Below are 14,300 nucleotides of genomic sequence, written 5' to 3' on the forward strand. Positions count from 1 at the left end.
ACCGATTTGAGCGCCGAATCCGTTGCTGCTACGGCCAATCTTTAAGGAAAGGAGACGTGAAGGACGCCGCGCGAGACACTGCCGACGCGCTCGAGAATAAGTAGAGGAAGAGACCACTGAAACTAGCTGCTTAAGGGCGGCTTCTTTCGTTCTGCCAGGCACAGGCCGGGCTTTGCATGTAGCGTTTCAATCAACGCGCAGATCCTCGGCAGCCATTTTCCCGGATCGACCCGTTCTAAGCTCGTAGCTGACACGCGCTCCTTCGCGCAATACATCATGACCGGCCTTTTGCACCGCGCTAATATGCACGAATACATCCGGCCCGCCAGCGTCAGGCTGGATGAAACCGTAACCTTTCGTCACGTTGAACCACTTAACCGTCCCATCGCCATGGTAAGACTCTCCAAATGGTTGAAAGAAATCCGACTGGCGTTAGTTGAAGCTCGCTTCGGACAGACACAATTTCGCGCCTTTCGCGCCTTTCGCGCTCAAGCGCGCTGAGCACAATCACAACCGTCTATTCTCCCCAATGTACACGCTCGCACCCGCAAGAGTGGTACTGAACTTGAGAGGCCTTCAAAGCTTCTGACCTAGAATAGACATAGGACTTCGACGACAATTTGCGGACCGTGCCTCAGCTGCCCGTGCATTGACGGACGCGAGGTCAATTTAAACTAGCTTTTTCCCGAATGAAGAATTAAAATGTTTATGTAGCAATCCTATTTCGTTTTGAGAAGACTAAGATGGGAAAACCTGTCTTTTCCCGTGATGCCGTGACGAGCTGGATTTGATGTCCGTTTACGACCCCCTGCGGAATGAGCTGCAGCGCCGCGAGGCAGAAACGATCCGCCTCAGCTTCTCGGAAATCGAAGACATTCTTCGTCGACCATTGCCGCCGTCAGCCTACAGGTTCAGCGCGTGGTGGGGAAATCACACATCGCGCAAAGGTCACACGCAGTCTATGGCCTGGCTGCTCGCAGGCTTTGAGGCCAGAGTTTCGCTGAAGCAGCGGGTAGCCGAGTTTCGCCGACTATGAAGGCATTTGCGTCGCTTAACCGGAGTGACCGCGATGACCCGGCATCCATACGAAGCCTGGGTGGTGGAAAAGTATACCATCTGTGCCGTTATTGCATTGTTCGCTTTTTTTTTGCCAAGGCGGAGCCGCTGGAGGAACAAGGCGGGCTTTCTTAGCTTGAGAGTCGCCAGCTTACCGCGGAGCTGGCAGAGCGGCCCCGGCCACCTCAACAGCCGCCCCAAAGCCGGGGCCGTCTCTTAGGTGTTAGTATTTGAGTAGGTCGTCTCCACGATCGGCGCATCGTGCCGCACAATCGTGCCGCACAAACGTAAAAGGCTGCCGCGCTTGGTGAGGGTCGGCGGACGTCCAAGAACGTTTTGCGCTTCGAAAGTACGAGCATGACGTGGAGATCTGCGCTTTTAGTCCCTCGTTTTGGACCGTGGCGACCTGCGCATCTGACCGCCATTATCGTAAGTCGGACTTTGGATGGCTTGCTCAGTCCGGCGCCGCGATAGGCCTCCAGTGTGTCAAGCTTGCTGCTCCAATAACGGCTGTTGGGGGCGACCGCACTAATATCATCGGCAATTCGCGCCGCGCCGAGCTACGGTCCATTGATGATCTAACCGCCCACGAAGTCAGGGTTTCACGTAACTCCAGCCCTGCTCTTGCAGCTCCATAACGCGGACGACGCCGGATTCAACAACCGTGGCCTGCGAAATCAACTTAATGTCCTTGCTTTCCGCCTTACGCATGTTTTCCTGGGTGTTCGCGCAGGCCCTGAAAGATATCTCGGGATGGCTCATCGCGAGCACCTCGATGCGGGGCTTTACCGGCGAGGTGTCGTCGCGCAACATGTGAAGGCCAGGGCCGAAGGTGACAACCTCGATGGACACGGGCTCCCCCCGATCGCTGTAATATTGCGCGACGTTGGTCGCATTGTTGAGCACCAGATTCATCATGGCAGGCTCGTTGGAGTTCACCTGCAGGATCAGCCTATGCGACTTCGCGGCGGGGGCGGCTTTTGTCGCCTGAGCCAGCATCGGCTCAGCCCGAGCGGCGGGGTGCCTTGTTTGGTGCTGGCCCTGCTTTCTCGCCGGCTTCAATCTGCTCTGCGCCTGAGAATTTGCTGAGCTATCATTCGCTTGTGAGATCACATGGTTGTCTGTCTCGGCACGGACGTTCGCGCTAACCAGGGCTATCATCGCCAGGCTGCTGATGATGGCTGCCATTGCCGACTTCAATTTGCTCATCTTGTTCCTTGCCCGTTTCTATGACCATCACCCTCCTGGTCTGGCGACGCTATGTGGCCATTTGCATGCCGCCGCCAATTTCTCGCGCACGTGCCCGAATCCATCGAGCTGGAAATGTCCTTCCTGTACCGCGCCTATGCGAGGCGAAAGACGCACAACAATATTGCCGTCGTCCGGTAGTGCCTTCAGCCATTGAATGGCATCGCCACCGAAAGAGACGCCGGACCCGAACGACGGCGAGGCGGCCTCGAGTCGAATTGGCGGATCCGCGTTGACTTGATACGAAATCACATATTCCTTGGCGCTGCGTGAGAGCAAAGCTCCTGCGACCGTAACCTCTGTGCGACCGGCTCGGCAGTGAATCGAGAGCTGCATGGCGGCGCCATCGGCAGCGCTGACCGAGGAGGTGGTAGCGGCGACGACTGGGGAATAATCGATCGGTGACGTAGTCTCGCTCACAAGCCATCGGTTGTCTGATGCTCGTCGGCCGAGCGATGGAGCCTCGCGTGGCGAATTATGCAGGCAGTCTCGCCGCCCTGACCCCTCCGCCACCGAACACGCTCGAGCTATTCCCATGGGGTCATTCGCACTTTGCGCGTGCGCGATTTGGCAGGCGAAGCTGACGGCGACGACCAGAGGAGCGGCCGCATTATTCATGGTGACTCTGCTCTCCACGAGTTGCGATCTAGCCATTCCTGGGCGGCGTGAAAACGGGTGAGACCAGGAACGGTGGCTGCTAGATTGATCGACCTCCACTTCGCGTCAAAGCCCGGCGCCTGAAGCCGATCGATACGCGAGAACAGATACTCGACGAGACGAGCCACGCGTTGATAGCGGTTTGAGCGTGGTGGCCAATTGAATGCAACCAACGCTGTCGAAACCGCGATCGTTGAAACTCGCTCACCCGGCTTGATAAGGTTTGGGTACTCATTTGGCTCCAATGTCGCCGGTAGGTAATAGTCCTCGAATCTACTGTCATAGTGAACCGGAAGAAATTTGAAGCCCGCCTCCCAGCGACCGCGGACGAAGGCATCGACCGGCTTTGACGTAATGAATACGACGGCCGATATCTCCCCTTTGCGCATCTGTTCCAAGGCAACCTGATGCGGAATAAATGTCTTGTCGGCCTCGATGCCGAGGCGGCTGAAGATCAGCGGTCCAGAGTAGGCGGCTGCGGTGCCCAAGGTGTTGAAGTTGACTCTCTTACCGGCAAGATCTTGCAGATTTGTGATCTCCGGCCGCACGAAAACATGCAGCTCGGACGGGAAGAGGTTGAGCAGGTATGTGATGCGGCTTCGGACCTGAGGTGCCTGAATTTTGTATTCCTCGAACGCGTCGGAATTGATGATCGCCGTGTCGACGCCGCGCAAATAGAGCAACGCGTTCAAATTGTCGGTGGCCCCGCGCGTGACAATCGGTAGGAGATGCAGATCTGTGCCGTCATCGACGACGCGTGCCATTTCCGAGGCGAGACGGATCGGTGCGCCTTCAAGCAGGCCGCCGGCGAGCCCGACGGTCCAGGCATTGACGCGGTCTTTCTCACTCTCCTGAGGGAGCGACCGTCGGATCACCTGGACATCAGCTTTGGTGCTCTTCGCGTTTTGGGCCTCAAGGCAGGCCGTCTGCAGCATCATCGCGACTGGCATGAATCCAGCGAGCAGCAGCAACGAGTGTGACCTTGGCACCTTCTTCATGTCGATCCCTTCTCGAATAGGACTGCGACGAGTCCCTTTTCAGCGAGGCAGTGCATCAAGCCGTTCCTGGGCGCCGCGAATGCCGCCCTTTTGAGCCTTGGCATACAGCTCGCGCGCCCTCGCCACTTCACTGCGCGTTCCGTAAGTTCCCAAGGCGGATAGCACGGCCGGATCGTAGGTTTCGGCGAGCATGAAACTTGCCTGCGGGACGTCCTTCTCAGCCGCGAGCTCAAGCACAATCCGCGCTGCTCCAATATCCCCCTGATCGAGCAAGGCCCTGGCCCGCGGAATGAGTCGAGTCTCTGCCTCGCTTTGACGTGCGGCTACTGGTCCTTCCGCTACCATCGTCCCCCCGTTCTGCGTCGTTGGCGGGACCAAGCGTTCAGTGGCCGGAGCGGTCGAAACGTCCTCAGCGAGGCTCGAGGACGCTTTACGGTCTCCTGCCTGAGCCTCCGTCCCGCTCCGCTGCTGTCGCAGCGCCTGTCGCAGTTCGGCTATTTCTTGGCTCGCCGCCTGTTTTTGCTGCGCGATCGCATCATTCGCATCACGCAATTGAATGTTCCGGGCTTCGATCTCACGCCGCGCTTCCGTAAGTTCCGAGGCCAACGCGGCCGCATGCGCTCGGGCATCTTGTACCGCACGACTTTGTTGTTCGGCATTCGCCGTTTCAGCCCGCGCAGCTTTGGCCTCTGCGACGTGCTCGGCGTTCTTGTCTCGCTCCTCTTGGAGAGACTGCCGCAATTCCGCGATTTCGTGAGCCATTGCCTTCCTCTGCTGCTCGGCGACATCGGCGGCATTGCGCGAGTCTTCGTCACGGGTCTCGAGCTCGCGGCGAGATCTGGCAAGTTCTACCGTGAGCGCGTCCTTGCCTGCTTGCTCCTGTCGAAGCGACTGCCGCAGCCGTTCCGCGGCCGCTTCTGCCGCCTGCGCGCGCGGGACCGTAATATCGAACTCGTTCCGGGCGCCAGCCAACCCGCTGGCGAGTGCTTGTTCTTCATCGAATTGCTGCCGCCCAGAGCCTGGCGGCACCGCCAACATCGACGCTGCGGTCGTTTCCTGATGAAGTGCCGCTTGAGAGCCGGTTTCGATCTCGGCTTGTCGATGGAGGCCAAAAATAGCTCTGCCATCGCTCCAGACCGCGTCTTGACCCGCTCCCGAACTAAATGGGTCGAACGCGCTGAGCAGGGCTGCTCCAAAGAAAATTGCGGGGATCAAGATGAGGGCGGCTGCGGCCGAGCTTCCCGATGGTTCGTCGTCCGGATCGCCATACTCGGCTGCTGGATACCAATGAGTCGGAGCAATATCGATTGGCGTGCCGTCTTTCCAAACCCATCCATCCATGTCTGACGACCACCGGACGGCCTCAATAGCCCCCGCCGCACCTTCAACCCAGATGAATTCACCATCCCTTGGCGCAGTATCGATTGGGCGCATAGTCACGCCTCTTTCGAAGAGTTAGGCAGTCAAAATGCAAATTAAATAACAAATAATATATAAATTTTACTTCAGGCAGAGTCAAATTAATCTACAGTGAGAGCGGCTGCTACGGTTGCGTCAAGGTGGTGCCGACCGGCCGCACTAGAACGATCCAGCCGCTGGAGACCGGCATCATTTCGGCGATCCACGTCCACGACGGCGACAGGGTCGCCGCCGGCCAGGTGCTGGTCGAGCTCGACCGCACCGTGGCCCAGGCCGAGCGCAAGCCAGTACGGCAATCGCATCGCCTGGATCGACGCCCAGACCCGCCTGATCGACCAGCAGAACGAGCGCATCGTGCAAGAGCGCAAGCGGGTCGAGATCGAGGCCGCACGCCGCGCGCTGGAGCAGCAGCTTGCCCAGACCAGGTCTGGCTTCGAGCGGCAGGTGCTGAGCGATCTCTCCGACGCCCAGAGAAGACCGACGAGTTCCGCCAGGCCGCCATCAAGGCGCAACGGAAGACCGACGAGCAGATCTTGCGCGCACCGATTGACGGCACGGAGCAGCAGCTCGCCATCCACACGGTCTGCGGCGTGGTCTCCCCGGCGCAGCAGCTGATGATGATCGTGCCGCGCGGCTCCAGCATCGAAGTCGAGGCGATGATCTCCAACCGCGACATCGGCTTCGTCGAGCACGGCCAGGACGCCGAGATCAAGATCGATACGCTCAATTTCACCCGCTACGGCCTATTGCACGGTAATGTCATCAGCGTGTCGCGCGATGCGATCATCAAAGACAAGCTGCCGGGCGGGCCGGGCGCTCTGAAGCAGGGCGGCGCACTCGCCGAATCGAGCGAGCCCGCCGGCCAGGAACTGCTCTACGCCGCACGCGTGTCGCTCGACGGCGGGAAGATGCAGGTCGAGGACAAGATGGTGAAACCTCGCGCCCGGCATGGCGGTCACCGTGGAGACAAGTCCGGCCAGCGAAGGATCATCGAATCGTGATGTCGCCGTTGCTTCGGTATCGGCAGGAGAGCTTGAGGGAGAGATGACCGATATGCTTCGGGTCGATGGATTAATTGTGCCTGAGCAAGCCTTGCTGGCCGGCGATCGGCAAAGCCATCCACTTTGCCGGTGATCGGATGAAGAGAGCCTTCGCCGCAATTGCTGGACTCGCCCTTCTAGCGCTCGCTGCTGGCGTAATGCTGCAGATCGGGTTCGGGCGAGGACTGTTCGGCGTCTGGAGCTTCAGACCGCGAGAGGCAGCAGATGGGATCGGTACGACGGCGCAAATGCTGAACGGGCCGGCGCGAAACAATGCGATCGCATCAGCTAGCTTGAAAGCGGTGAGATGACACCCTTGTTCAGCATTAGAAACCAGGGCGCCACATTGCTACGCATGACCGGCGTACGGGTTGAGCGGAGCGCCATCTCGGCGCAAGCGTGCAAAGCTCAGCATTCTTCCATCGCATAGGCGCCAGCAATGAAGGAGGTCGCGGGCCTCGGAGGACTGGCTGCAAGACCCAGCGAAGTGCAGCCGCCGATGGCCGCAATTACGACGCAGACCGGAATGACCCGTGGTCTACGCTGGATGCATGCAGTTCGTCTTTGTGCCTTCTCGCGCAAAAAGCGCCGAAACAGCTTCAACGGATCGGCCTCTAGAGCTTTCGCGATAGCGATAACATCCGATCGGCGTTTGCCACCGCCCTCATATTTTGGACGAAGATTGCGGCTTGCGGAGCTTCTCGGCGATAGCATGTTGGCGAATGCCCTTGCGTCGCCTTGCGACAACAACGCGATGAGGCGGACGAATTCAGCAGACTTGAGCGCCTTTCCATTGACCGCCGGGCACATTACGATGCGGCGACAGACAAAATTGGTCCAGAAACAGGATTCTCCCAACATACGATGTGGAGATCAACTTCAATGTGACCGGCTTTGAGGCCCCATCGAGCGGTGTGGCGAAGCGGCGGTTGGTTTGAATCAGTACCAGCGCTCAGCTCGGGCAAAGCAAAAGCGCTTACTGAGCCTAATCGCTTTTTTCCGCTTCGACCAATAAGGTGTTAGGGTACGGAACCATTAAGCGATTGCAATTCTGAGAGACATGCAGGAGTTCTACGGAGCAAAGCTGCTCGCTGAACGGAGCGGCGGGCGGTTTGCCGGAGCCTTGGGTCTGTCTTGGTGACCCTGTTCAATACCCGTTCTGGTCACCGAGTGCGACCGCGATGCCATAGCAAAAAGTGTCGAGCAAATCGTCTTCTTGGTCGTTCTTTGAGCCGATCCTAAATCGTTCGACCTGATCAAGTAGGTGATTTCTTGACCGCTGCTTGTAAACCGCAGTCTTACTAAATGCTTGTTCGGAGTACTTGACCTTCCCTTGGTAAACGTATCCCGAGACCGAGATTGCCCGCTCATCTTTACCGAGCGCAGTAAGCTTGCTCTCGATCGAATGTGCCGCCCAGCCGCGGCGGAGTGCCTGCTGCAGCAGAATGGTCCCAGAATTTTTATCCTCTATAAACGCCCCGATTGTGCCCGCCCTCGCCTGACACGCCTTCGCTAGGTCTTCGAGACGCTTGAATACGTTCGGTAACCATGTTTCCAGCAGCGCCCCTTCGATCTGCGTGATATCCCAGTCCAGAATGGTGAGTGGAGACTTTGCCGTCGTATCGAGTGCGAAATATGTCACCGCGGTTGCGTCATGTTCGGATCCGGTTTTCGAGGCAGTGTCGATGACCGCAAAGACGCTGTCGCAATGGAAAGGTACCGAAGCGGGCTGGCCGTTATCGAGCAGACGATCTCGCGAAAAGAATGCGACACCCGACCAATCTACAAATTCGGCAAGATACTCCTGCTGATACACCAGCGGGTCGTTGTCGGTACGGAGGGATTCAATCAATTGTGCACGCCGGGCTCGCCATGCGGCATGGCTTTCACCGGGGCGCTCCAGGGGAAGCACAGGGTTGTCCATCGTCGTCGCCTGAAATTCGGCAAAGCCGTATCGCGGCTCCGTGCAGATATTGTAAAAGAAGTTATCGGAATCTCTCCCGGCCGAATTGGAGCAAACGAGCGCCTCTCCCTCGTAATCATAAAGAGTGGGCTTGATTGCTTTCTCCCAAATATCCATCGCCGACCCGGGCGTTGTGTTGCTCCCATTCTTGGCGAATGCGGCCTCGTCTATGACGATCCGGCGATAGCGTCGCCCCCGGCCCGCGATACCGTTCTCCAAAGTCCAAAAATCCAGTCTGCCCCCGGTTTTCATACGGAGCACGCCTGCGCCTTTCGATCCAGTGTCAACGATGGGAGCCAGCTCATCAGCAAACTCGCTGTATACCTCTGACCAGGTCCGGTGCTGGGGCGCAAACCAGGCGCATTCCCCACCCTGCACGAGCGCCTGCCCAATCCAGGTCTTTGCCAGTGCCGTTTTGCCAAAGCGGCGACCACATCTCAGTGCCTTGAAACGCTTCCCGTGCAGCGCCCAGTAAGCCTTGGCTTGGCCATTATGAAGCGGCTGGAATGAAACCTCGAGCTGGGTTGCGAGAGCGCGGTTCATGGAAGCGGGAGCTCTTCTTGCGGTTCATGGGATTGCTTGCGCTCGAGTCCGGGCTTTGGGGGCTTTCGCTCTCGGTTCGCCGCAAACTCTCTAGTTTTCTGAGCAGCCGTTTGTCCCTCATAATCGGGCAACCAATTTCTGACGATGATCTTTCTGGCCCCCATGTGGCCAAACCGTTCAGCATGCGCCAACAACTTCAGTAATATGGCCGCACTGCCGATATCGCCTGCAAGGGCTCGACGGACATAGTTACGAGCGCTGAGTTCGCGCCGGCTCGCGATTCTGACTTTGCCTCCCTCCTTATACTTGGCGGGGCCGTCCAAGACGTTCAGAATGGCCTGAGCCACTGAGAAAGGAGCTCGCTTTGGGCGTCCGTTAGGATTGCCCGACACGCCCTTTTTGAACTGGGAGTGCTTGGGAGGACGGCCCTTACCAACTTTGTGATCTTGCGTCATTTCGCGGCTGCGCCTTAATGATCCGCTGTTGTGCCGCGCGAGGTTTCATCGACAAAGACGAGCTCGATGCTCGGCTTGGCTCGAAGCTGCGCCAGCCCTTCAAATCTCAGGCGAACATCTAGGGCTTTCTGATCTCCGGCCAGCTCCTTCTGATAGAGCTTCAATAGAATGACCTCGATTGTCGACATGATGGTTCGTCGGCCATCGACTTCGATGGTGATGCGCTTGGCGAGCAGATCGTAAATGTAATCAGCAAGATTCGAGGAATGCGAGCTTGTCATCACAGGCGCCCGGCTGTGGAGGCGGCAAGTGTTACGTCTTCTGCCTCGACCATCGCGTGCTGACTCGTGCCGCCGATGCCGGATTGGCTGCCGCGCTGCTTTGCAAGCTCAGAATAAGTGCTGCCAAGCGCGTGACGCGCTTCCTGACCTGTGAGGTGCTCCCAGCGTTGAATTGCTATATCGACGTAGAGCGGATCAAGTTCGATGCAGAAGCCGCGACGCCTCGTTCGTTCTGCCGCAAGGATGGTCGTTCCGCTACCGGCGAAAGGGTCCAGTATAATTTCGTTCGGCTTCGTGCAGTCCAATATCGCGTCCGCAACCATTCGAATCGGTTTGACGGTAGGATGGAGGTGGAGCAGTCGCTTTGCGTTCTTCCGCGGAAACGAGCTCGCTCCCGCATAGTTCCAGACGTTAGTACGATTGCGTCCAAATCGGCCGAGCTCAACGTTATTCTGGTGGGGGGCCGCCCCATTCTTGAAGACACCGATTAACTCGTGCTGCGAGCGGTAAAATGAGCCGAGTCCGCCGTTGCTCTTCGCCCACACGCAAATGTTCAGAAGCTCGAGTTGGTTTTCTCGGGCAACCGACAGCAGGTGCTCGATGTGGCGCCAATCCATGCAGACATAGATGACCGCGCCTGGTCTTGTTCGCGCGCATAGTGCATGTAGGGATTTAGCTAAAAAGTCGATGTATTCACCCTGGGACATTTCACCGGTAGCCATTGCGAATTCACGGTGTGCTGTTCGCCCATTGCCGCTGACCATCCCAATGATCCTGAGATTGTACGGCGGATCCGTGAAAACCGCTGAGGGCAGCTGATCGCCAAGCAAAGTGTCGTAGGTGCCTCGGGCCAGCGCGTCTCCGCAGTAGAGCCGATGATCTCCGAGATGCCAGAGGTCGCCGGACCCGGCGACCGGTGGTCTCGGTGCGGGCCAGTGCTCGTCGGCTAAGTCGATGTTGTCGGGATCGTCCAAGGATTGGATTCGGATATCGACCTCCGCAATTGAAAAGCCCACCGCGGTCACGTCGAAGTCCAGCACGAGCTCGGACAGTTCCTTCAGTTGCTTTGCCAGCGTCGCCTCATCCCAATCGGAGCAATCGACCAATCGGTTGTCGGCAATCCGAAAAGCGGTGACCTGTGCAGGCGTAAGATGTTCGAGGCGAATAATTGGTACCTCAGAAAGATCGAGCAGCTTAGCGGCTTCGAGGCGACCATGGCCGGCGATGACGACGTTATGCCGATCCACAAGAATCGGGGTCGCAAAGCCAAATGCTTCGATGCTCCGTGCAATTGCCTGTATCTGCTTTCGCGGGTGTTTACGGGGATTTTCGGGTGAGGGCATGAGGCTGGATGGGGCAACCACCGCAAATCCGCGTGCAACTCCCACTCTTGCGTTCTCTTCGCCGTTCATTTTTGTGCTCCGACGCGTGTTGTGACAGCGACTTTGCTCTCACCTACGCCGGACCCAAAGTCAGGTTATTCGCCCAACCGCGAAAACTTAACCTTAGTGGATAACGCGCGCCTTTGATCCCCAAACAGGCCGGATCGGGCTTGACGTGAACCGACTCAGCCGCCACCGATAGGGCTACGGCGGCAACCTAGCTCTCTCGAAAACTTGCCTGAAAGCTCAAATGAGTAGTGGAGCTAAGCGGCTTCTTGAACCTGAGTTAAGAGGTCTAGGCGGTACTGCAGGGTCTCTCGAACTGCCAGATCAAACCTGCCGGATCTGACCTCGTCGATGTACTCGGCAAAGCCTTTCCACCGGTTTGCGCGGCCCCAACTTCGGCGATCGAGGCTTACAACAAGATCATAAAGCCGAACGGCCGCACAGGCTAAAAGCTTTCGGTCCCCTCGCTGCGGCTCCTCAGAGTGTCGGTGATGGTAGAGCAGCACCGCGACAGTGAGAGCGCAGAACCGCTTCCCATCTCGGATTCTGAGGCCCCGATCCGATTTTTGTTGCTCCCGCCGGAGGGCTGGCGCTCGCTTATCCGTAGCATCGAAATAGGCAACATCGTACAGAAGCTCGTCGATATACTTCTCGTACCACCGCGGATAATCCTCTCCAAACAGCGCTCGAGCCACTTGTGCGGAAACCGGCTCGTTCGAGAACAAGACGAGATCACCGATATATTCAGTCCTGAGCATATTTACGGTCCTTGATCCCCCGGTTGCGGCACCGCCGGCTGAGCTTGCCGATTTGCGGTGAGCACGATGCGGCGTGCGTTGAGCGCTGCCCGTCCGCTGAGCTGAAGCTTTCGGGCTCTGCCAGGATTGATTTCGCTACATGCTATTCCAGAGCGCAAGATGTTCCGGCCGAGTTCCACCTCCGTGGAATTCGTTATCCAATAATTTGATCTTTGAAAGGAGCACCGCGGAACTCATGACCCCTGAGCCGCCCTCAGCTAGTTACCTTTCACTCCGCAGGTTACTTCCACGAGTTCTATGAAGGGGGGAAATCCCTTCGTTCGATTCATAGCCCGCGACGGCCTTCGTCGTGATCCCGCTTCCCTGTTCTGTCTCCCGCGCGCCCCTGTTTGGTCAGGGCAGGATCACTGTTCTCAAGCGGCGTTATACTGTTTGAATGGGGAGCCCTGCAGGTGGCAAGAGATTGATCAATCGATAGAAATAGACGTGCCTGCGTTTTCTTAGCTGCGATTCTTCGATCGGACGAAGCGCCGATCCATAGATCTCAGGCCGACTAACATCCAAAAGACGCATCCGTTAACCGCAGGCTCCTCCGCCGATTTATGGGGAGGACGGCACGACGGTACGGTGACCCGCCCACTAATTTTCCCGGCCTAGCCCATTTGGGGGAGGCGCGCCCAGCCGGCTTTGGCCTATCGCTTGTCGTGACCGTCCAATGCTTCGCACGTTCTTTGCGGCTGGTCGGGGACAAAGGGGTGCCGGCAGATCGTCAAGTCGTGAAATGATGTCAAGTTGGCTGGGAGACCGTCTAGTGGGCTTCGACGAGTTCTCGTTCTTCGAGCTCGAGATGCGCAAGCTGTCACGGGGCTGGGCGTGGCGTATTGGCTCACGCGACGGAAAGGCCATCATGCGAGGACGAGCGAGGAAACGCGTGGTGGCGAGATATCAGGCGACAAGCGCGTTGTTTCTCTTGCTGATGAACGTGTCCGTGGCGACTCGGAGCCGGAAGTGAGGGGCGCGCGCATAAGGCGCTGAAACGCTGCTTCGTGCTCGGAGGAAATTTGGGGCGCCGATGGACACAAGCCGGATGTCACCCCAACTGCGAAACCAGCGTGACCAGCTCCGACTGGCGGTGGATACCTGTTTTCGAGAAGATCGACTTCAGGTGGTTGCGGGCGGTTTCGCGCGAGATGCGCAGATGGTCGGCGGCGTCGGCGATCGATGTGCCGGTCGCGAGCAGGGCAGCCAGTCGGGATTCCGCCGGGGTGAGATCGAAGGCCTGGCCGATCAGCGCCGGGTCCGGCGCAGGGCGCGGGGAGAGATTGGACAGGATGAGCAGGGCGCGCGCTCCGAGGAAAACGGAGCGCGCCGCGCCGTCCACCGGCAGGAGCCGCAACACGACCGGTGGCTTGGTCGTCCGGCGGACAAGGATCGGCGAGGCGGGGATGGCGGCGGCATCCGGCGTCGATCGGATCATACTGACCAGCTGATCGAATCGCGTCATTGCATGCTTGTCGCGGAGAACGAGACGCCGCCCCCTGATGCGGATCTCGTCGTCGAAGCCGCGATCGGCCATCTGGTTCGTGCGCAGGACCATACCTTCCCGATTGAGGACCAAGGCGGGTTGTCGAACCCGGTCCAGGACGTCGGTCATCGAGGTCAGCGCGGCTCGTCCAACCGCCGTCGCGAGCGTGGCGGTCTCGGTCAGGCGCGGTGCCAATTGGGCCAGCAGTTGCTTGTCGCGCGCCTCGAATGTGCCTTCGCGGCCGGTTCGTTGCAGCGTCAATGCCCACGCCGCGCTGTCGGCCCAGAAGCCGATGCCGGCGAACCACCGGTATCCGAAGGGAAACAGCACCTCATTGTACATGGGGTCGGCGCGAATCTGCTCAGGCGTCATCACGTCGAGGTCGGTCACGACCTCGCCCGCCATCATGCGCGGAAACGCCCTGGCGCGGGGGTCCCTCAGATGCCAGTTATTCCTGAAATAGAACTTGGTCCCCTCGTCGATCGATTCGGTGCGTGGAACGTCCGGGGTTCTGATGTCGCTCTGAAGAAGCAGGGCCGCCGACGCCCCGACCGCCTTGCAGATGTCGTCCATGATGCCGCGCCAGGCTTCCGGATTTACGGCAGCCTCGCCAAGTCGATTGAGGACCTTCGACAGCTCCTCATTGTCGATTCCATTGGTTTTCACGAGCGGTCCCCTCCGCTGAGCTCCAGGCCTTCGGCTGCGAGCCGGCGCGCATCCTTTCTTGCCACATTCCGTGCAGACACCCCCCGCCATGCTTCGTGAGGACGCGGTTCGACGCAAGCCCCTTTGCCGGTTTTTCCTGAAAAGGACGCTCGACCAAAGTCTAACGGATAATGTCCGCGGATGCGCCGTCACCAGGACCGGGATGACCCATTCGGGTCATGCGTCAAGACGTTCGGGGGTATTCCATGCAGGAGGAATAGGTCTTCGTCCCGGGAATTGAGATGACGTCGCTCTGCTCGAGCC

General features: G+C 58.5%; 15 protein-coding genes. 3 read left to right on the forward strand and 12 right to left on the reverse strand.

What is annotated here, in order from left to right; translation table 11 throughout:
* Positions 1-186: 186 nt before the first annotated feature.
* Complete coding sequence (locus ML401_RS07965; protein ID WP_285812641.1) at positions 187-342, reverse strand: cold-shock protein; 156 nt, start codon at positions 340-342, stop codon at positions 187-189.
* Between ML401_RS07965 and ML401_RS07970 the strand changes: the two genes are divergently transcribed.
* Both ML401_RS07970 and ML401_RS07975 read left to right on the forward strand, forming a co-directional pair.
* Entirely contained in the window at positions 277-501 is a 225-nt protein-coding gene (locus ML401_RS07970; protein WP_285812816.1) for a hypothetical protein, read from the forward strand. The genes ML401_RS07965 and ML401_RS07970 overlap by 66 nt on opposite strands.
* A gap of 289 nt (positions 502-790) precedes the next feature.
* Complete coding sequence (locus ML401_RS07975; RefSeq protein ID WP_285811247.1) at positions 791-1,036, forward strand: hypothetical protein; 246 nt, start codon at positions 791-793, stop codon at positions 1,034-1,036.
* 614 nt (positions 1,037-1,650) lie between these two features.
* Here ML401_RS07975 and ML401_RS07980 read toward each other — a convergent pair.
* From ML401_RS07980 to ML401_RS07995, 4 genes are all read right to left on the reverse strand, one after another.
* Positions 1,651-2,265: a hypothetical protein gene (locus ML401_RS07980; protein WP_376717346.1), complete on the reverse strand. Its 615-nt coding sequence runs from the start codon at positions 2,263-2,265 to the stop codon at positions 1,651-1,653.
* A gap of 27 nt (positions 2,266-2,292) precedes the next feature.
* Entirely contained in the window at positions 2,293-2,640 is a 348-nt protein-coding gene (locus ML401_RS07985) for a hypothetical protein (RefSeq protein ID WP_285811249.1), read from the reverse strand.
* Positions 2,641-2,918: 278 nt separating this feature from the next.
* Positions 2,919-3,959, reverse strand: a complete 1,041-nt coding sequence (locus ML401_RS07990; RefSeq protein ID WP_285811251.1) for a TAXI family TRAP transporter solute-binding subunit — start codon at positions 3,957-3,959, stop codon at positions 2,919-2,921.
* 39 nt (positions 3,960-3,998) lie between these two features.
* Positions 3,999-5,393, reverse strand: coding sequence for a hypothetical protein (locus ML401_RS07995; protein WP_285811253.1), 1,395 nt, complete (start codon positions 5,391-5,393; stop codon positions 3,999-4,001).
* A gap of 125 nt (positions 5,394-5,518) precedes the next feature.
* On the opposite strand from ML401_RS07995, the gene ML401_RS08000 reads away from it, so the two are divergent.
* Entirely contained in the window at positions 5,519-6,379 is an 861-nt protein-coding gene (locus tag ML401_RS08000; protein WP_285811255.1) for an HlyD family efflux transporter periplasmic adaptor subunit, read from the forward strand.
* Positions 6,380-6,826: 447 nt separating this feature from the next.
* Here ML401_RS08000 and ML401_RS08005 read toward each other — a convergent pair whose 3' ends face one another.
* From ML401_RS08005 to ML401_RS08035, 7 genes are all read right to left on the reverse strand, one after another.
* The gene (locus ML401_RS08005; protein WP_285811257.1) at positions 6,827-7,279 is read right to left on the reverse strand and encodes a hypothetical protein; all 453 of its coding nucleotides are present in this window, start codon (positions 7,277-7,279) and stop codon (positions 6,827-6,829) included.
* Between the two features lie 286 nt (positions 7,280-7,565).
* Positions 7,566-8,924, reverse strand: coding sequence for a hypothetical protein (locus ML401_RS08010; RefSeq protein ID WP_285811259.1), 1,359 nt, complete (start codon positions 8,922-8,924; stop codon positions 7,566-7,568).
* Positions 8,921-9,379, reverse strand: a complete 459-nt coding sequence (locus ML401_RS08015; RefSeq protein WP_376717347.1) for a DUF5681 domain-containing protein — start codon at positions 9,377-9,379, stop codon at positions 8,921-8,923. Before ML401_RS08015 ends, ML401_RS08010 begins: the two co-directional genes overlap by 4 nt.
* Positions 9,380-9,393: 14 nt before the next feature.
* Positions 9,394-9,660 carry a hypothetical protein gene (locus ML401_RS08020; RefSeq protein ID WP_285811261.1) on the reverse strand — a complete coding sequence of 89 codons (267 nt, stop codon included), beginning with the start codon at positions 9,658-9,660 and terminating at the stop codon, positions 9,394-9,396.
* A complete protein-coding gene (locus tag ML401_RS08025) occupies positions 9,660-11,072 on the reverse strand; it encodes a DNA methyltransferase (RefSeq protein ID WP_285811263.1) in 1,413 nt (470 codons plus the stop codon). Before ML401_RS08025 ends, ML401_RS08020 begins: the two co-directional genes overlap by 1 nt.
* A gap of 233 nt (positions 11,073-11,305) precedes the next feature.
* Positions 11,306-11,806, reverse strand: a complete 501-nt coding sequence (locus ML401_RS08030; RefSeq protein ID WP_285811265.1) for a hypothetical protein — start codon at positions 11,804-11,806, stop codon at positions 11,306-11,308.
* Positions 11,807-12,896: 1,090 nt separating this feature from the next.
* Positions 12,897-13,997: a helix-turn-helix transcriptional regulator gene (locus tag ML401_RS08035; protein ID WP_285811266.1), complete on the reverse strand. Its 1,101-nt coding sequence runs from the start codon at positions 13,995-13,997 to the stop codon at positions 12,897-12,899.
* Between the last annotated feature and the right edge of the window lie 303 nt (positions 13,998-14,300).

The organism is Bradyrhizobium sp. 62B (assembly GCF_030272265.2).
Classification (GTDB): domain Bacteria; phylum Pseudomonadota; class Alphaproteobacteria; order Rhizobiales; family Xanthobacteraceae; genus Bradyrhizobium.

What these genes read in the sequence shown, in the direction of transcription:
- ML401_RS08030 (WP_285811265.1), bottom strand. Translation starts at nt 11,806, where the DNA reads ATGCTCAGGACTGAATATATCGGTGATCTCGTCTTGTTCTCGAACGAG.
- ML401_RS07975 (WP_285811247.1), top strand. Translation starts at nt 791, where the DNA reads ATGTCCGTTTACGACCCCCTGCGGAATGAGCTGCAGCGCCGCGAGGCA.
- ML401_RS08005 (WP_285811257.1), bottom strand. Translation starts at nt 7,279, where the DNA reads ATGTTGGGAGAATCCTGTTTCTGGACCAATTTTGTCTGTCGCCGCATC.
- ML401_RS07970 (WP_285812816.1), top strand. Translation starts at nt 277, where the DNA reads ATGACCGGCCTTTTGCACCGCGCTAATATGCACGAATACATCCGGCCC.
- ML401_RS07985 (WP_285811249.1), bottom strand. Translation starts at nt 2,640, where the DNA reads ATGCAGCTCTCGATTCACTGCCGAGCCGGTCGCACAGAGGTTACGGTC.
- ML401_RS07995 (WP_285811253.1), bottom strand. Translation starts at nt 5,393, where the DNA reads ATGCGCCCAATCGATACTGCGCCAAGGGATGGTGAATTCATCTGGGTT.
- ML401_RS08015 (WP_376717347.1), bottom strand. Translation starts at nt 9,379, where the DNA reads ATGACGCAAGATCACAAAGTTGGTAAGGGCCGTCCTCCCAAGCACTCC.
- ML401_RS08020 (WP_285811261.1), bottom strand. Translation starts at nt 9,660, where the DNA reads ATGACAAGCTCGCATTCCTCGAATCTTGCTGATTACATTTACGATCTG.
- ML401_RS07980 (WP_376717346.1), bottom strand. Translation starts at nt 2,265, where the DNA reads ATGAGCAAATTGAAGTCGGCAATGGCAGCCATCATCAGCAGCCTGGCG.
- ML401_RS08010 (WP_285811259.1), bottom strand. Translation starts at nt 8,924, where the DNA reads ATGAACCGCGCTCTCGCAACCCAGCTCGAGGTTTCATTCCAGCCGCTT.
- ML401_RS07990 (WP_285811251.1), bottom strand. Translation starts at nt 3,959, where the DNA reads ATGAAGAAGGTGCCAAGGTCACACTCGTTGCTGCTGCTCGCTGGATTC.
- ML401_RS08025 (WP_285811263.1), bottom strand. Translation starts at nt 11,072, where the DNA reads ATGAACGGCGAAGAGAACGCAAGAGTGGGAGTTGCACGCGGATTTGCG.